The following is a 16,917-nucleotide window of genomic DNA, read 5'->3' on the forward strand; positions in this document are numbered from 1 at the left end:
ATTGAAGATCATTTTGTTGCACTGGAGGCCATGGAGAGAATCTCGGTTTTCGTACTGCGGCGCAAGGGACTGGTCGCCCTGCTGACCGTGCTGGGATTCCTGGTGGGCCTGGGCGCGACGCCGATCGCGATCCAGCGGCTCTCCGAGGAATATTCGCATCCCGGAATGCCCGCCTTCGAGGCCAACCAGGAAATAGTCAGAATCTATGGGAATGGTGGCTATCAGCGGCCATTTGTTCCAGTTGTCGTGCTTCCTGAGGGAATGCGGGCCGAAGACAACAGGGAGATCCTCGGCCGCGCCTTCGCCGCCGTCTCCGCCGAACTGCCCAAGGCCCGCGTGGTCTCCTACGCGAGCACCGGCGATCCCCGGCTGATCGGCACCGACGGCCGGACCACGTTCGGACTCGTCTTCCCCGGCACCTACTCCGACGGCAGCCCTCCGGGCGGGGGCCTCGGGGAGACACCGGACGAGAGCCCGGTCATCGTCAAGGCGATGACCCCGGTGCTGCCGGCGGGCACGAGCGTGCACGTGACGGGCCTGGACGCCCTCGCGCCGAGCGTGGACGCGGGCGGGGTGGACGTGCCCACCAAGATCGGTGTCGGAGTGCTCGCCGCGGTGGTGGTCCTGCTGCTGGTGTTCCGCTCGGCACTCGCCTTCGTACCGCTCCTCATCTCGGTCCTGTCCATCTTCCTGTCGTTCGTCGTGATCCTGCTGCTCACGCTGGTGACGACCGTGCACGACGTGGCCCTCACCACGATGCCCCTGCTCGGCCTGGGCATCGCGATCGACTACTCGCTGCTGCTGGTGGCCCGCTGGCGCGAGGAGCGGGCGAACGGGCACCGCGGCGACGAGGCCGTGCACCGGGCCATGGCGGGCGCGGGACGGGCGGTGCTGTTCAGCGGCGCGGCGGTCGCGGTCGGCCTGGTGACCATGGTGGTGCTGCCGGTGCCGTTCCTGCGCAGCCTCGGCCTCGCCGGGATGATCATCGCGGCGACGAGCGTGGCCACCACACTCACCGTGCTGCCGGTACTGCTCGCCCTGACCGGCCGGCGACTCGACCGCAGGCGCACCCGCGCGGGCCGGGACGGGGCTCCCTTCCAGCGCGAGGCGCGAGCCGGACGGGCCTGGTCGGCGTGGGCCCGCGGCGTGGTGCGGATGCGCCTGCTCGCCGCCCTGCTCACCGGCGGGTTGCTGACGGCGCTGACGGTGACCGCGTTGAGCGTCAACCTCGGCCTGCCCGCGAGCGGGAACCTGCTGACCACCGGCCCCGGTGCCGAAGGACTCTCCGCGCTGCGCCAGGCGGGCGTCCCCGCGGGCTCGATCACCCCGTTCGACGTCCTGGTGAGCGGCGACCCCGCCCAGGCCGCCGAACGGATCAGGAACGTGGAGGGCGTGTCCACGGTGCTCGCCCCCGACGACCCGTCCTGGCGCCGCGAGGGCACCGCCGTCATCACCGTGCTTCCGATCTCGGAGAACGGCACCGAGGCCGGCGAGGCGACCATCGCCCGGGTGCGCGAGGCGGTGCCGGTCACCGCGCGCGTCGGCGGCAACGCGGCGCAGAGCATGGACTTCCAGGAGCACGCCTACGGGGCGTTCCCCTGGATGCTCGGCCTGATCGCGCTGGTCACCTTCGTCATGCTGGCGCGGGCGTTCCGCTCGCTGCTGCTGCCGCTGAAGGCGATCGCGCTCAACCTGCTCTCGCTGGGCGCGGTGATCGGCGCGATGGTGGTGCTGTGGCAGTTCGGCTGGGGAACCAGGGAGCTGCTGGACATCCAGCCGACCGGCTCGATCGGCGAGTTCGTGCCGCTCGTCATCTTCGCCTTCCTGTACGGCCTGAGCATGGACTACGAGGTGTTCATCCTGGCCAGGATGCGCGAGGAGTACGACAGGTCCGGCAGCACGGAGCAGGCGGTGATCGAGGGGGTGGGTCGCACCGGCCGGCTGGTCACCTCGGCGGCGCTGATCCTGTTCGTCTCCTTCGCGGCGCTCGCCATGACCCCCGAGCTGGACGTGAAGGTGTTCGCGAGCGGTCTGGCCCTCGGCGTCTTCCTGGACGCCACCCTCATCCGCGGCGTCCTGGTCCCGGCCGTGGTCGCGATGATGGGCCGGTGGAACTGGTGGCTGCCCGTCTGGGCCGCTCGGATCCTGCGGGTGGAGCCTTCGCCGTTGAGGTGGGAGAACCCCGAGCCCACCCGAATCCCGGAGCCTGTCTAGGACCCGCCTCCGGACCTGCGGCCCCCGGACCGATGGTCCGGGGGCCGCAGGTCCGGGGTGAGGGCCCGGGAGCGGGTCGACCGGGGGAGAGTGAGAGTCGGCCGGGGCCGGGGGCACCGGACCACCGTCCCGAGAGCCGCGGATCGAGGCCGCCGGGCATGCCGTTCCGGACTCGCGCCGGACGAGGGTCGGCCGGGGCCAAGGCCGGGGCCGGGGCCAAGGCCGGGGTCAGGGCCAAGGCCGGGGTCAGGGCCAAGGCCGGGGTCAGGGCCAAGGCCGGGGTCAGGGCCGGGGTCACCGGACAACGAAACGGCCACCGGCTGTGAAGCCAGTGGCCGTCCACGCTTCCCTTTCACGGGCCTCGGGGAGGGTTCGTCCCGAGCCGTCAGACAGCGGTCAGCACCGCCGCGGAGTTGAAGCCGCCGGAGCCTCGGGCCACGACCAGCGCGGACGAGAGCCCTTCCACCCCCCTGGGCTCGGTGACCAGGTCCACGCCCTCGGGAGCGACGGTGCCGACGGTCGGCGGGATCACCCCTTCGGTCAGCGTCATAGCCGCCCAGGCGAGGTCGAGGGCCGCACCGCCTGAGCACAGGCGGCCGGTCATCGTCTTGGGCACCGTCACCGGCACGCGACGATCCCCGAACACCTCCCGCAGCGCCGCCACCTCAAGGGAGTCCCTGACCACGTCTCCCGCCCCGTCCGCGAAGACCACGCCGACGTCGTCCACGCCGAGCCCGGCGCGGGCGATCGCCTCGCGCATCGCCCTGGCGTACTGACGGTGGCCGGGGGCCGGGTCGCTCACGTGGTGGGCGTCGTGGGTGGAGGCGGTCCCGGCGATCTCGGCGTAGACGGTCGGGGCGCCCCTGCCCAAGGCGCTGTGCCGGTCCTCCACGATGAGGATCGCGCCTCCCTCGCCGGGAACATGCCCGGCCGCGTCGGGCGCGAAGGGCCGGTAGGCCGCGGCGGGGTCGGCCGAGCGGTTCACCGTCGCCTCACCGGCCTGGCAGGAGAGCGCGTACGGCGACAGCGGCGCCTCGGTGCCCCCGGTCACGACGACCTCGGTACCCGCGCGGATCAGCCGTGCCGCCTCGGCGAGCGCGTCGATCGCCCCCGCCGCGTCCGCGACCAGCACCCCGCAGGCGCCCTTGAGCCGGTGAGCGATGGACAGCTGGCCGGTGCTCGCGGCGTAGAACCAGCCGATGGACTGGTAGGCGCTCACCGCTCGTGGCCCCTTCCGCCACAGCGCCTGGATCTCCCGCTGACCGAAGGCGTTTCCTCCCGAGGCGGCGGCGGTCACCACCGACAGGTCGAACGGATCCTCTTTGGCGGGGTCGAGGGCGGCGTCGGCCAGGGCGAGCCGGGTGGCGGCGAGGGCGAACCAGGTCCACCGGTCGGTCTGCACCAGCAGCTTGCTGTCGACGAACTCGCGCTCGTCGAAACCGGTGACCTCCCCCGCCAGCCTGACCGGCGACCCCGAGGCGTCGAACGACGTCACCGGGCCGATCCGGCTCCGCCCGGACAGGGACCCCTTCCAGTGCCCGGCCGCGCCGACACCCGTCGGGGCGACCACGCCGAGCCCGGTGATCACCGCCCTGCGGTCGCTCATCGGACCGCCCCCGGCTCAGAGAAGATCATCGCGGACTGGAACCCGCCGAAGCCGCTGCCCGCGGAGAGCGCGTGCCCGGCGGTCACCTCCCGCGCGACCAGGGGCGTGTAGTCCAGGTCGCACTCGGGGTCGGGGACGGTCAGGTTGGCCGTGGGCGGGATCACGCCCCGCTGCAGGACCAGGGCGCAGGCCGCCATCTCGATCGAGCCGATCGCACCGAGCGAGTGGCCGATCACCGACTTGATCGAGCTGATCGGCACCCGCCGGGCGTGCTCGCCGAGACTCCGTTTGTAGGCGGCCGTCTCGTGCCGGTCGTTCTGCCTGGTCCCCGACCCGTGGGCATTGACGTAGCCGATGTCCTCGGGGTTGAGCCTCGCCTGGTCGAGCGCGTGGCCGATCGCCCTGCCCAGTTCCAGGCCGTCGGGCCGCAGCCCGGTCATGTGGAAGCCGTTGGCCCGCGCGGCGTAGCCGGTGATCTCGCAGTACACCCGGGCACCGCGCCGCCGGGCGTGCTCCAGCTCCTCCACCACCAGCACCGCCGCGCCCTCACCGAGGACGAAGCCCTTCCGCCCGGCGTCGAAGGGCCGCGAGGCCGTCTCCGGTTCGGCGTTGTCCGGGCTGGTCGCGCGGATGGCGTCGAAGCACGCCACGGTGATCGGGGAGATCGGCGCGTCCGACGCCCCCGCGAGCATCATGTCCGCCTCACCGTCCTGGACGAGCCGGTACGCCCGGCCGACGGCGTCGATGCCGGAGGTGCAGCCGGTCGAGACGACGGCGGCCGGGCCGTTCAGGCCGAACCGGACCGCCAGCTCGGCCGCCGCGCTGGAGGGCACCAGCGCCTGGTGAACGAACGGCTTCAGGTGGCGGTGATCCACCTCCCAGTCCTTGCCGCGGTCGCTCGCGACCACGTACTCCTCCTCCAGGGTGATGGTGGCCCCGACCGCCGAGCCGAGGCTCACCCCGGCCCGCTCGGGATCGGCCGCACCGAGGTCGAGGCCGGAGTCGGCCACCGCCTCGTCGGCGCAGGCGACGGCGAACTGGACGAAGCGGTCCATGCGCCGGACCTCACGCGCGGTGAGACCGTGGGCGGCCGGGTCGAAGTCGACCTCGGCCGCGATCTGGGAGCGGAACGGGGACGGGTCGAAGGCGGTGACCCGGCGGACGGCCGGCCTGCCGTGCACGATCCGGTTCCAGAACCGCTCCCGGCCCACCCCGCCCGGGGCGATCACCCCGATGCCGGTGACGACGACCCGTCTCACCTTCCCACCGCCTCCGGACAGGGCTCGGTGTCCACGTGCCCGAGTTCGGGCCTCGGGGCGAGCGGGCTGAGCTGGAAGACCACGAGCGCGTCGTCGTCGCCGACGTTGGTGAGGCGGTGCCTTACCTCGCGGGGGATGAGCAGCGCCTGCTCGGCGCCGACGGTGAGCGGCTCGCCGTCGAGGTCCACCCTGAGCGTCCCGGTCGCGACGAACACGTACTCCTCGGAGTAGGGGTGGTAGTGCTCGCTGACGCCCTCGCCGGGCGCCAGGCGCACGGCCCCGCAGAAGCCCGACGAGGAACCGCAGGTCGCCGGGGAGACCAGGGTGCGCAGGTCGCCGCCGCGCCTGGTGTTGGACGGCACGTCGTGAAACCCCACGACGCGCCGGCGGCGTCTCTCCACCTTCTCCTTGATCAACGACATCTGGACCGCGGAGCCGGCGTTGATCCGGCCGGTCATCTCCTGGGTGTCGACCGGCGCCTCGGGCCTCATGTGGAAGTCCTGCACCCAGCGCATGCGGGTACGGTCGGGGCCGAGCTCCTCGTAGACCCAGGTGATGTTCATGAACTCGAACGGCCCGGTCTCCACCCGGCGCGCTCTCACCGTCCAGGTGTCGCGGTCCCAGGAGCGCTCCGACACCCAGGACCAGACGCGGTCCAGCTCGTCGGGGTGCATGGTGAGCCGGAAGGTCACCGAGTCGTCCGACTCGGTGAGGACCTCCACCTTGGCGTACTCGGAGAAGAGCTCCGGCCAGGCCCGGACGTCGTTCGTCAGGTCCCAGACGAATCCGATGGGAGCGTCGATCTCGATCGTGTTGTCGGTGTGTCCGATCATGATGTGCGTTCGCCTCCTCAGAAGACACCGGTCAGGCGCCGGTCGCCGCCAGCCGCTCGGTCACGAGTTCTCTCATCAGGGACGGTGTGGTCTGGGCCGTCAGCTCCTCCTCCACGTCCACGCCGAACCGGTCCTGGATGCGGGTGGCGATCTCCACCCTGGCCAGGGAGTCGAGGTCCAGCGCGTCGAAGGTGAGTTCCAGGGCCTCGTCCCCGGCCGCGGGGTCCAGGCCCACACAGAGCAGCAGTTCGCGTACGTTCTCATCGGTGAACGGCATCGTCATCGGCTCCTGTCGTCGGTCGGTGTCCTTCTTCGTCTCGCACTTCGTCTCGCAGGGCGTCCACCAGCCAGATCCGGGCCGAGCCGACCGTCCGGGGATCCGCCATCACCGGGACGGGACGGCCCAGCGCCCGGGCGAGGTCGGCCTGGTGGGTCACCGTGGCACGCCACCCGTACCGGGCCAGCCAGGCGGACGGGTCTTCGACGGCCGACCGCCAGGCGGCCCGGGTGGAGGCGAGCCTGCCCATCGCGGGCCGCATCTGCGGCAGTTCGGCGTACGCCTTGTTGACGTGCTCGACGGCGAGCCTGCTCCCGGGGGGCGACAGCTCGGAGACCCGGCCGAGCACACGCCCCGCCTCGTCAGGCGTGAGGTACATCAGCACGCCCTCGATCAGCCAGGCGGTCGGCGCGTCCGGATCGAGGCCCGCGGACAGCAGCGCCGACGGCCAGTCCTCGCGCAGGTCGGCGGGGACGACCGCGCGATCGCAGGCGGGCCGGGCCCCCTGGTCGGCGAGCGCCTTCTCCTTGAAGGAGATCAGGTCCGGCAGGTCGACCTCGAACAGGCGGGTGCCTTCTGGCCATTTCAGCCGGAAGGCGCGGGTGTCCAGGCCCGCGGCGAGCAGGGCCACCTGCCGCAGGCCCGCCTCCGCGGCCTCGCGCAGCCGGTCGTCGAAGAAGCGGGTGCGCAGGACGAAGTGCTCGGCCGCGTGCCGGCCCGCCTCGCTGATCCCGGTGATCCGCCCGGCCGCGTCGGCGAGCGGGCCCGCGAGCGGATCGTCGAAGAGCCGGTCGGGCCGCGCGCTCTCCGCCTCCCGCGCCTGGGTGATCACCACCGCGGTGCGGCTCACGCCCGTGGGCAGTCCGGGCTCCCCCGCGAGTCTGGTCACGTCTCACTCCCCTCCGCCGTGAGGTCTCCGTCGCCGGCGGACCTCCCGGCTCCGATGGCGCCCGCGTCTCCGGTGAAGTCGACGGCCATGGTGAGCCGGTACGTCTCGCGGTACACCAGCCGGTCGAACGTCAGGCGCATGAACGCGTCGCGTGCCGCGCAGGCGATCGGGTGTCGCCAGCGGGTGAGCTCGCCGTTGGCCCGCGACCGCCGGACCATCCGGGTGGTGCGTTCCACCCTGCGGGCCTCGTAGGCGGCGAGTGCCGCCGGAACGTCGCCGCCCGCGAGCTCCTCGCCCAGGACGAGCGCGTCCTCGATCGCCTGTCCGGCCCCCTGGCCGAGGTTGAACGTCATCGGATGAGCCGCGTCCCCCAGCAGCGTCACCCGGCCGTGGCTCCAGCGCCGCAGCGGAGGACGGTCGAAGACGTGCACCGGGGTGACGTCGTCGGCCCCGGTGGCGGCGATCAGGCCGGGAATCGGGTCGGGCCAGCCGTCGAACTCCGCGGCCAGCAGGCCGAGAGGGCTCTCGCCGAGCCGCGGCGCGACCCGGTCGCCCAGCACCCCGTCCCAGTAGACGTGGTCGTCGGAGAGCCGGTAGCAGACGAACCACCGGCCTCGGCCCCACGTGCTGAGGAAGGTGTGCTCGGGCATCCCGGAGCCGGGCAGCCTGATCACCCCCTGGAAGGCGGTGAACCCGGCGTATCGGGGCGGAGGGTCGCCGGGGAGCAGTGCGGCACGTACGGCCGAGCGCAGCCCGTCCGCGCCGACGAGCAGGTCCGCCCGCTCCTCGCGGCCCTCGCCGAACCGGACGACGACGCCGTCCCCGGTCGCGGTGAAACCGGTGAACCGGAAGCCGGTCACGAGGTCGTCCCCCACCCGGTCGGCGAGGAGCGCGTGCAGGTGGGGGCGGCCGACGCCGTAGACGGGGGCGCCGAGGCGCCCCGCCATGCGCGCCATCGACCACTCCGCGATCCTTCTGCCACGCGCGTCCCGAAAGCGATGCCGGTGAAGCTCGTGACCGATCTTTTCGACCTCGGGCCCCACACCGAGCGCGCGCAGTGCCAGTACGGCGTTGTGCCAGAGCACCAGGCCGTGTCCCGCCCGCGCGGCACACGGTTCGATGACGCGTTCGTACACGGTGACCTCGGCTCCCGCGGCCCGCAGCGCCAGCGCCGCGCTCAGCCCGCCGATGCCGCCCCCGACGACGGCAACCCTCACGACGGCTCCCGCGCGACGGCGGCGGCCACGACGGCCCCCGCCTTCCCCGCGGACGGCACGGCCGCCTCCTCAGGGAGTGACACGGCCGCCGCCGTCCCCCCGGCAGGCGGTGCCCCTCCGGGGACGGCATGGCCGTCCTCCGTCCCCTCCGAGAGCGGTACGGCCGCCGCCGTCCCCTCGGGAAGCGGTACGGCCGCCATCCCCTCGGGAGACGGTAAGGCCGCCCCCGTCTCCTCGCGGATCAGAAAGCGCAGGGAACGGGCCTCGGTCATGCACTCGCGCATGGGCCCGACGAGTTCGCGGTGTTCCTCGGTCGCCTCCCAGGTGAGGAAGTCGGCCAGTTCGCGCCACTCACTGGTGATGAGCCACTGCTCGGGGTCGGTGGCCGACTGGCAGACCTGGTCCCTCAGGTGGCCGGGGACACCTGCGGACACCTGGTAGCGGATCTTCTCGTAGGCGGCCAGGAAGTCCTCTCGCCGCTCGTCGGGCACCCTGATCAGGAAGACGATCCTGGCCCTCATCGGGGACCTCCCGCACCGGGCGGCGGTCCGCCCAGCTCGGAGGTGAACTCGAACCGGCCCAGCACCGGGACGCAGCTGCCGTACAGGCCGTCCGACTCCTCGCAGGTGAGGAACCCCACGACCCTGGCGACCAGCTCGGGGGTGACGGTGTGGTCGAAGTTCATCCCGGGCCGTTCCCGGCGCTTGTCCGGTGTGTCCGCCACGGTCATGACGACCGTGTTGGCATGGATGCCGCTCCGCTTCACCTCGTGCGCGATGGAACGGACCCAGGCGACCAGGGCAGCCTTCGCGGCGGTGTAGGCCGACAGCGCGGGCAGCGGCTCACCGGCGAGCGGGGTGCTGAAGTAGACCAGCCGCGCCCCCTCGCCCAAGTACGGCAGAACCGCCTGAGTGGCGATCACCGCCGACAGGAAGTTGTCGCGCAGCATCCGCTCGTAGACCCCGATGTCCGTCAGGAAGAGCGGTCCCGCCCGGAAGCCGCCGACCAGGTGGACCAGCCCGTCGAGGCGGCCGAAACGCCTGATCGCCTCCTCGGCGGCGAGACGGGCGCCTTCGGGATCGGAGACGTCCGTGGCCAGCGTCTCGATCCGTCCGACGACCCCGTGCCGTCGCCGCAGCCCGTCGAGGCGGTCCTTGTCGCGGCCGGTGAGCAGCAGCCGGTCGCCCCGGCCGCCGAGCAGCTCGATCACGGACTCGGCGAGCTGCCCGGTCGCCCCGGTGATCAGGAAGGCCGGGGCGCTCATCGAACCGGCTCCACTCGAACCGGATCAGCTCGGAAGGGCTCAGCCGGCTCAGCTCTGCCCGCTTCCCCTCGTACCGCCTCAACCTGGACGGCCTCTGCCTGTACGGGCTCTGCCTGGACAGGCTCGCTCCTGGCCGGCCCGGCGACGCGGGTGGTCACGTGGTCCATGAGCGCCGACGCGAAGAAGGCGCGCACTCCCCGCGGGTCGCTCATGTCGCGCGGGACCACGAGGTAGGCGTCCAGCTCGCGTTCCAGTCGCTGAATGCCCGGCTGCCTGGACAGGTGGGCCATCACACTCGGCAGATCGCCGTCGATCTCGATGACACGGACGACCGTGGTGCCGTGCATGAAGATCGACGTACTGAGCAGACGCGTCCCGTCGGAGGTCTCCCAATCCGGGGGAGCGTACTCCGACAGGAGTTTCCGCACCGCCGCCTCCGTGCCGGGCCTGATCTGGAAAGTGATCGCGTAGCGCCGCATCGGTCTCCCTTGGCCGGTGGCAGCCGTCCGCCGCCTTCTGGAACCAGCCTGTTCGCGGCGGGCCCGACTGTCTTCCACCACGTGACCGAACCCGTCGGTCCCCCCTCGGTGGGGTCCTCTCCGCCATGGGTGGGAGCAGGCGTCCCCTCACCGCGGTGTCTCCCGGCCTCCGGTGCGAGCCCGGGAGCACGGGACGGGCACCCTGGCTACGGAATCGGGGACACGGGGCCGAGGGCACAGGGCCGGGGCACGGGAGTATGAAGGCGCGGGAGACCGGGAGGGCCAGGGCATCGACAGAGGTCGGAGCGAGGAGACGGAGACACCGAGGTCCAGGACACGGGCGTGGGGATCGAGGGGTGAGGGGCGCGGAGGCGAGAGGCGCGGAGGCGATGGTGCCATTGCGCCCAGCACTTAAACCGCCTCGCCTTTTAATTCAAAACATCATCACCACAATGCCTCGTTGTCACGATTCACGCCACTTTACCCGCATATCAAGTCACCGCACATAATGCGATTCGGTCCGCGCACCTTAAGAACCTCCGAGACCTCCCTGTGAGAACCCATAGATCACTTGAATGCGGAGCCCGTCGATGGTATCCGCCGACAGGATCGCCTCGAATTCCCCGACGGCCCGCCAGAGAACATTTACAGACGCGCGATCGGCGTTTCACTTACCCGGAGAACAGAATCTTAACGAAGCCTGTGACGGCCCATATAATTTGCTTGATATAGCTCCCTTTTCTGACTACGCTCACCTTTCATGGGGGAACGACGGGGCAAAACAACCCAGAAATGCAAGCACCTCTCACATCCACTGATCAGCCGATCCCAGCGGAGATCTCAACGGACCCCAACGGGGTGGGTCCGGTGAGCGACTTCTTCGGCTATCTCCTCTCCGAGCTGAGCTGGACCGACCTGTTGTGCTCCACGGCGGCCGTGATCCTGGCCACCGTGTCGGCGACGACCGATCCCCGCCAGGCCCGGATCACACCGACCCAGACCACCTCGGCCCAGACCATCCCGACCGGGAGCGAGACCAGCGCGATGCTCCGCGAGCGGCGCTGGATCGCCCGCAACCTGCACGACGGCGTGGGTCACGGCCTGACCGTCATCGCGCTCCAGGCCAGACGGCTGTCCGGCTCCTCGACGACGGGACACCAGGTGGCCCGGATCATCGAGGAGACGGCCCAGGCGACCCTGGAGGACCTGCGGGAAACACTGGCCGCCCTGCGGCACGAGCCGTCTCTCCCACGGGGGAGGCTCGACCTGGCACCCTGGAAGGACCCGTTGGGCGACCCCGCATGGGAGCGGCCTCCGCGTGGTCCGTCTCGAAGGGAGCCGCCACGCCGTCTCTCCCGGAGGCGACCGGCGCGTGGCCTCCCCCTGGAGGAGCCTTCAGGCGGGCTCATCCGGCAGGAGCCTCGACGCGGCGACGACGGGGTGCCGCTCTCGACCAGGCTGACCGAGCTCGCCGGGCGCTTTCCTCTCCCCGACCTGGCCGTACGGCTGCGCAACATCGCCGACGAACGCCACGTGCCACCCGAGGTCGCCAAGACCGCGTTCCGTGTCGCCCAGGAGGCACTGACGAACGCGCTCAAGCACAACGCCGGCCCGGTCCATCTGGATGTCTGCTTCGGTGACGAGCTGAGCGTCTCGGTGGTCAACGAGACGCGCCCCGGTGTGATGACCGTGGCCGCTCCCGTGCCCTTTCCCGGCAGGCGGGTTCCCGGCGAACGGGGCGGCACAGGACTGTCCGGTCTGTCCGAGCGGGTCGCGGAGCAGGGGGGGCACCTGGAGTCGGGGCCACTGCCCGGGGGCGGGTTCGCCACCCGGGCCGTCATCCCCGTCACCTCCGCCATCTCCAGAGAGGACGAGCCATGCGGAAGATCCGCGTCCTGATCGCCGACGACCAGCCGCTGATCCGCAGCGGCCTGCACGCCGTCTTCGACGGGGTGCCCGACATCGTCGTGGTCGGAGAGGCACCGCACGGGCTACAGGCGGTGCAGTCGGTCAAGTCACTCCGCCCGGACGTGGTGCTGATGGACATCAACATGCCGCGCATGGACGGCATCACCGCCACCAGGGAGATCTGCAAGCTGGGTGCCGCCTACCCCGCGAAGGTCGTGATCCTCACCATCTACGACCAGGACGAGCACGTCTTCGAGGCGCTGCGCAGCGGGGCCAGCGGCTTCATCCTCAAGCACACGCCCACCGACCGGCTGGTGGAGGCCGTGCGCGAGGTCGCCGAGGGCGACGCCCTGCTCTCGCCCTCGGTGACGCGAAAGCTCATCGACGAGTTCGCCAGGCGCCCGGTGCTCTCGGCCGCGCCGACCGCCGTGCTCGACCAGCTCACCGAGCGGGAGCGGGAGGTGTTCCGCCTGCTCGTACGTGGCTACGGCAACGACGAGATCGCACGCGCGCTCGTGCTCGGCGACAGCACGATCAAGTCGCATGTCCAGCACCTCTACCAGAAGCTCGGGGTCCGCGACCGGGTCCAGATAGTGATCTTCGCGTACGAGAACGGCCTGGTGGCGGCCACCCCTCGGGGCTGACACGGCTCAGGCACGCGACGGCGGCCGTCTCCCCCACGGGGGGCGGCCCATTCGCGTCCGCCCATACCGCGAGACCACCTTCCGCCCGATCCCGCAAAAGCACCGGCAACCCGAAAAGGCGCCAGGAAGAGGACCGGAAGGAAGGTCCCGAAGGGGGCCCGGAAAAGGGCACGGCTCCCCTCGGGGAAGGAGAGGGTCCCCTCCCCGGAGGAGTCCCGGGTTCACGCCGGCGGCGGGCGACAGCGGCCCGGCCCGGTTCCTACGGTGGGACGGACCCGATCGACCGGACACCGAGGAGTTCCCGTGCCCGACCGGATTCTGATCGTCGCCCGCCTCACCCCCGGCGGCTCCGGCGAGGTCTCCCGCCTCTTCGGCGAGTCCGACGCCGGCGAGCTGCCCCGCGCGCTCGGGGTGACGCGCCGCGACCTGTTCCGCTACCGAGACCTCTACTTCCACCATGTCGAGTTCGAGGGATCCGCCGCCGAGGCGATGGCCACGGCCGGCGGACGCGAGGACTTCCTGCGGCTGAGCCGGGAGCTCGCCCCGCACGTCAGACCGTACGACCCGGACACCTGGCGCGGCCCCGCCGACGCGATGGCACAGCGGTTCTACCACTGGACCCCCCAGGAGCGTGCCCTGTGACGATCTCCCCCGCCGCACCGGCCACCGCCCCCGCCCTGTGGTCTCGCTGCCCCGGCTGCGCGTCCATCGTGTACGTCCCCCGCCTGGCCCGTACGCGGGGCGTCTGCCCCGAGTGCGACCACCACCACCGGCTGTGCGCCGATGAGCGGCTGCGCACACTGGTGGACGACGGTTCCTTCGTCGCCGCCCCCCGGGTCCGCGGTGGCGACCCGCTGGGATTCACCGACTCCCTGCCCTACGGCGAGCGTCTGGCGCGGGCACGCGAGCGCACCGGCCTGGACGACGCCGCCCTGCACGGCACCGCCACGATCGGCGGCCACCGCGTGGTCGTCGCCGTCATGGATTTCTCCTTCCTCGGCGGCAGCATGGGCTCGGCGGTCGGCGAGGCCGTCACCCGCTCCTGCGAGCGGGCGCTGAGCGAGCGCGTGCCGCTGGTCCTGGCCGTCGCCTCGGGAGGCGCCCGCATGCAGGAGGGCTGCCTGTCACTGATGCAGATGGGCAAGACCGCCCAGGCGATGCGACGACTGCGGCGGGCGGGCGTGCTCAGCGTCTGCGTGCTGACCGATCCCACCTTCGGCGGGGTGACCGCCTCCTTCGCCACTCTCGGGGACGTGCTGATCGCCGAGCGCGGTGCGCTCGTCGGCTTCGCGGGGCCGCGCGTCATCGCCTCCGCCACCCGCGAGAAGCTCCCGCCCGGGTTCCAGAGCGCCGAATACCTCGCCGAACGCGGCATGCTCGACCGGGTCGAGCCCCGCGAAGGGCTGCGTCCCCTGCTCGCCCGGCTGCTGTCCACGACCGGCCGCCCCGGAAACGAACAGACCGGGAACGCACCACACCGAGACGCGCGAAACGGGAACGGGTCCGCGCAGGGGACGCCGCTCCCCGCTCGGTCCGCGGCGGTGATCCGCGATCCGGGCGAGCTGTCCGGCGAGCCGACCGCCCGGGAGACCCTGCGGCTGGCCCGCGACACCCGGCGTCCGACCACTCTCGACTACATCTGGCATCTGTGCTCGGACTTCGTGGAGCTTCACGGAGACCGCACGCATCGCGACGACCCGGCGATCGTCGGCGGCACCGGCCTGCTCGACGGGACACCCGTGATGATCATTGGTCATCAGAAGGGGCACGACACCGGGGAACTCGTCGCCAGAAACTTCGGTCTCGCCCATCCCGAGGGCTACCGCAAGGCACTGCGGCTGATGCGGCTCGCCGACCGGCTCGGCCTGCCGGTGGTGACGCTCGTCGACACCCAGGGCGCGGCCCCGGGTGTCGGAGCCGAGGATCGCGGGCAGTCCTGGGCGATCGCCGAGTGCCTCGCCGGCATGTCGGAGCTGTCCGTGCCGGTGGTCGCCACCGTGGTCGGTGAGGGAGGCAGCGGCGGGGCGCTGGCCCTCGCGCTGGCCAACCGGGTCCTGATGCTGCGCCACGCCGTCTACTCGGTGATCAGCCCGGAGAGCTGCTCGGCGATCCTGTACGGCGATCCCTCACACGCCACCGAGCTGGCCGGTTCCCTGCGGATCACCGCGCCCGAGTTGCTGCGGCTCGGTGTCGTGGACGGGGTCGTGCCGGAGCCCGCGGGCGGTGCCCAGGAGGATCCGCGAGCGGCGATGGACGCGCTCAGGTCGGCCGTACTGGAATCACTGCGCGAGCTGTCCGGGCTCGACGGCGACGAGCTGCGCAAGCACCGCCACGAGAGGTTCCGCGTGCTGGGGGTGGTCGAGGATGAGTGAGCGGGCCACCGGAAGGCAGGGCCGGGGAGAGGACACCCACGCGGTAGTCCGAGACACCGAGAGGCGGAGTGAGGGGGAGGAGACCCACGCGGCGATGCGGCTGCTGCGCGAGGAGGTCGCCAACCTCGTCAAGGCCGTCCCGGGACCGGTGGCCGGCATCTCCCTGCGCCTGGGCGAGTGCGCCCTTGAGGTGACCTGGGCCTTTCCCCAGGCCCCTCCCCCGGTCCTGCGGCCCGCCTCCCAGCCCGCCGCGCCGGTCCAGCAGCCTGCGGCCGTGACCACGGAGCAGGCGGCCGGGTCGCCCGAGCGAGAGGACCCCGCCTCGTACGCGGTGACCTCTCCCCTGGTGGGCACCTTCTACGTCGCCGCCGAGCCGGGAGCCCCGCCGTTCGTACGACCCGGCGACCGGGTGGACACGGGGCAGACGGTCGGCCTCGTCGAGGCGATGAAGCTCATGAACCCGGTGGCCGCCGGCCAGGCGGGCGAGGTCGTCGAGGTGGTCGTGGGAAACGGCGAGCCGGTGGAGTACGGGCAGGTCCTGGTGCGGCTACGGACGGACGAGCCATGAGCTTCGGAAGGATACTCATCGCCAACCGGGGCGAGATCGCGCTGCGCGTGGCCAGGACCTGCCGCGAGATGGGCATCGAGACCGTCGCCGTGTACTCCACGGCCGACCGGGACGCCCGGTTCGTGGCCTACGCCGACAGAGCCGTCCACATCGGCCCGGCCCCGGCGCGGCGCAGCTACCTCTCGGTGCCCGCCGTCATCGAGGCGGCCCTGCAGACCGGGGCGGAGGCGATCCACCCTGGCTACGGTTTTCTGTCGGAGGACGCCGACTTCGCGAGGATCTGCGCGGACAGCGGGATCACCTTCATCGGTCCCCGTCCCGAGGTCATGGAGCACGTCGGCGACAAGGCGCGGGCGCGCTCCCTGATGGCCGAGGCCGGGCTGCCCGTCCTGCCCGGCAGCGACGGCGCCGTCTCCTCCGCGGCCGAGGCCGAGCGGATCGGCTCCGAGATCGGCTATCCGGTCATCGTGAAGGCCGTCGCGGGCGGCGGCGGGCGGGGCATCGAGGTGGCGCGCGACCGGGCGGAGCTGCGTGACGTCTACCGGCGCACCACCGCGCTCGCCCGGCGGATGTTCGGTGACGGCGACGTCTACATCGAGCGGTTCGTGCCCGTGGCCCGCCACGTGGAGGTGCAGCTGCTGGGAGATTCCGCCGGGACCGTCGTGCACCTGGGGGAGCGCGACTGCTCGTTGCAGCGGCGCAACCAGAAGCTCGTCGAGGAGGCGCCCTCCCTCGCCCTGTCCGAGGAGGCGCGCGGGCGGCTTGGCGAGTACGCCGTGGCCGGAGCGCGGCACGTGGGCTACACCGGGGCGGGGACGATGGAGTTCCTGGTCGGCCCGACCGGCGAGGCGACCTTCATGGAGATCAACGCCCGTATCCAGGTCGAGCATCCGGTGACCGAGATGCTCACCGGCGTCGACCTGGTCAGGGAGCAGATCCGGGTGGCGGCGGGCGAGCTCCTGCCGTTCACCCAGGAGCAGATCCGCTTCACCGGCACGGCCGTCGAGTGCCGGGTGAACGCCGAGGACCCGGGCGCGGGGTTCCGTCCCACTCCTGGCCGCCTGACGGTCTTCCGTCCGCCCGGCGGCCCCGGGGTGCGGGTCGACTCCGGGTTCGCCCAGGGCGACACGATTCCCCCCGACTACGACTCGATGATCGCGAAACTGGTCGTCTGGGCGCCCACCAGAAAGGAGGCGATCGCCAGGGCAGACCGCGCGCTCGCCGAGTTCGCCGTGGAAGGACCGGGGGTGGCCACCACCATCCCGTTGCTGCGCGCCCTGCTCGCGCAACCGCGGTTCGCGGCGGGTGAGCACGGCACCGGATTCGTGGACACGTTCATGCGCGAAGAAGGGCACATGCTCTGGTCTGCGTAAACTTTCCTGAATGC

General features: G+C 71.8%; 17 protein-coding genes. 8 read left to right on the forward strand and 9 right to left on the reverse strand.

Annotated elements, in window-relative coordinates; genetic code table 11:
• Positions 1 to 30: 30 nt before the first annotated feature.
• Positions 31 to 2,214, forward strand: a complete 2,184-nt coding sequence (locus tag ACFY3V_RS01445) for an MMPL family transporter (RefSeq protein WP_362895427.1) — start codon at positions 31 to 33, stop codon at positions 2,212 to 2,214.
• A 158-nt stretch (positions 2,215 to 2,372) separates the two neighbouring features.
• Positions 2,373 to 2,540 (forward strand): hypothetical protein, encoded by a 168-nt coding sequence (locus tag ACFY3V_RS01450; RefSeq protein ID WP_389768899.1) that lies wholly within the window; start codon positions 2,373 to 2,375, stop codon positions 2,538 to 2,540.
• A 59-nt stretch (positions 2,541 to 2,599) separates the two neighbouring features.
• Here ACFY3V_RS01450 and ACFY3V_RS01455 read toward each other — a convergent pair whose 3' ends face one another.
• Genes ACFY3V_RS01455 through ACFY3V_RS01495 form a run of 9 tightly spaced genes read right to left on the reverse strand, consistent with a single transcriptional unit; the run spans position 2,600 to position 10,038 of the window.
• Positions 2,600 to 3,820: a beta-ketoacyl synthase N-terminal-like domain-containing protein gene (locus tag ACFY3V_RS01455; RefSeq protein WP_389768902.1), complete on the reverse strand. Its 1,221-nt coding sequence runs from the start codon at positions 3,818 to 3,820 to the stop codon at positions 2,600 to 2,602.
• Entirely contained in the window at positions 3,817 to 5,079 is a 1,263-nt protein-coding gene (locus tag ACFY3V_RS01460; protein WP_389768905.1) for a beta-ketoacyl-[acyl-carrier-protein] synthase family protein, read from the reverse strand. The genes ACFY3V_RS01455 and ACFY3V_RS01460 overlap by 4 nt, the downstream gene beginning before the upstream one ends.
• Entirely contained in the window at positions 5,076 to 5,912 is an 837-nt protein-coding gene (locus ACFY3V_RS01465) for a cupin domain-containing protein (RefSeq protein WP_362895435.1), read from the reverse strand. Before ACFY3V_RS01465 ends, ACFY3V_RS01460 begins: the two co-directional genes overlap by 4 nt.
• A gap of 31 nt (positions 5,913 to 5,943) precedes the next feature.
• Positions 5,944 to 6,189 carry an acyl carrier protein gene (locus tag ACFY3V_RS01470; RefSeq protein WP_350948126.1) on the reverse strand — a complete coding sequence of 82 codons (246 nt, stop codon included), beginning with the start codon at positions 6,187 to 6,189 and terminating at the stop codon, positions 5,944 to 5,946.
• A complete protein-coding gene (locus ACFY3V_RS01475; RefSeq protein ID WP_389768909.1) occupies positions 6,173 to 7,078 on the reverse strand; it encodes an SAM-dependent methyltransferase in 906 nt (301 codons plus the stop codon). Before ACFY3V_RS01475 ends, ACFY3V_RS01470 begins: the two co-directional genes overlap by 17 nt.
• Positions 7,075 to 8,295: an FAD-dependent monooxygenase gene (locus ACFY3V_RS01480; protein ID WP_362895440.1), complete on the reverse strand. Its 1,221-nt coding sequence runs from the start codon at positions 8,293 to 8,295 to the stop codon at positions 7,075 to 7,077. The genes ACFY3V_RS01475 and ACFY3V_RS01480 overlap by 4 nt, the downstream gene beginning before the upstream one ends.
• Positions 8,292 to 8,816 (reverse strand): antibiotic biosynthesis monooxygenase family protein, encoded by a 525-nt coding sequence (locus ACFY3V_RS01485; RefSeq protein WP_389768912.1) that lies wholly within the window; start codon positions 8,814 to 8,816, stop codon positions 8,292 to 8,294. The genes ACFY3V_RS01480 and ACFY3V_RS01485 overlap by 4 nt, the downstream gene beginning before the upstream one ends.
• Positions 8,813 to 9,559: an SDR family oxidoreductase gene (locus ACFY3V_RS01490; protein WP_350948122.1), complete on the reverse strand. Its 747-nt coding sequence runs from the start codon at positions 9,557 to 9,559 to the stop codon at positions 8,813 to 8,815. Before ACFY3V_RS01490 ends, ACFY3V_RS01485 begins: the two co-directional genes overlap by 4 nt.
• Positions 9,556 to 10,038, reverse strand: a complete 483-nt coding sequence (locus ACFY3V_RS01495; protein WP_362895444.1) for a SchA/CurD-like domain-containing protein — start codon at positions 10,036 to 10,038, stop codon at positions 9,556 to 9,558. The genes ACFY3V_RS01490 and ACFY3V_RS01495 overlap by 4 nt, the downstream gene beginning before the upstream one ends.
• Before the next feature lie 867 nt (positions 10,039 to 10,905).
• Between ACFY3V_RS01495 and ACFY3V_RS01500 the strand changes: the two genes are divergently transcribed.
• From ACFY3V_RS01500 to ACFY3V_RS01525, 6 genes are all read left to right on the forward strand, one after another.
• Positions 10,906 to 11,937, forward strand: a complete 1,032-nt coding sequence (locus ACFY3V_RS01500) for a histidine kinase (protein WP_362895446.1) — start codon at positions 10,906 to 10,908, stop codon at positions 11,935 to 11,937.
• Positions 11,916 to 12,590 (forward strand): response regulator transcription factor, encoded by a 675-nt coding sequence (locus tag ACFY3V_RS01505; RefSeq protein WP_350948119.1) that lies wholly within the window; start codon positions 11,916 to 11,918, stop codon positions 12,588 to 12,590. Before ACFY3V_RS01500 ends, ACFY3V_RS01505 begins: the two co-directional genes overlap by 22 nt.
• A gap of 303 nt (positions 12,591 to 12,893) precedes the next feature.
• On the forward strand, positions 12,894 to 13,232 hold the full coding sequence (locus ACFY3V_RS01510; RefSeq protein WP_389768919.1) for a TcmI family type II polyketide cyclase: 339 nt from the start codon (positions 12,894 to 12,896) through the stop codon (positions 13,230 to 13,232).
• Positions 13,229 to 14,962, forward strand: a complete 1,734-nt coding sequence (locus tag ACFY3V_RS01515) for an acetyl-CoA carboxylase carboxyltransferase subunit alpha (RefSeq protein WP_389768922.1) — start codon at positions 13,229 to 13,231, stop codon at positions 14,960 to 14,962. The genes ACFY3V_RS01510 and ACFY3V_RS01515 overlap by 4 nt, the downstream gene beginning before the upstream one ends.
• Positions 14,955 to 15,530, forward strand: a complete 576-nt coding sequence (gene accB, locus ACFY3V_RS01520) for an acetyl-CoA carboxylase biotin carboxyl carrier protein (RefSeq protein WP_389768925.1) — start codon at positions 14,955 to 14,957, stop codon at positions 15,528 to 15,530. The genes ACFY3V_RS01515 and accB overlap by 8 nt, the downstream gene beginning before the upstream one ends.
• Positions 15,527 to 16,903, forward strand: coding sequence for an acetyl/propionyl/methylcrotonyl-CoA carboxylase subunit alpha (locus tag ACFY3V_RS01525; RefSeq protein WP_389768928.1), 1,377 nt, complete (start codon positions 15,527 to 15,529; stop codon positions 16,901 to 16,903). The genes accB and ACFY3V_RS01525 overlap by 4 nt, the downstream gene beginning before the upstream one ends.
• Positions 16,904 to 16,917 lie beyond the last annotated feature (14 nt).

Source organism: Streptosporangium sp. NPDC000095 (assembly GCF_042899335.1).
GTDB lineage: Bacteria > Actinomycetota > Actinomycetes > Streptosporangiales > Streptosporangiaceae > Streptosporangium.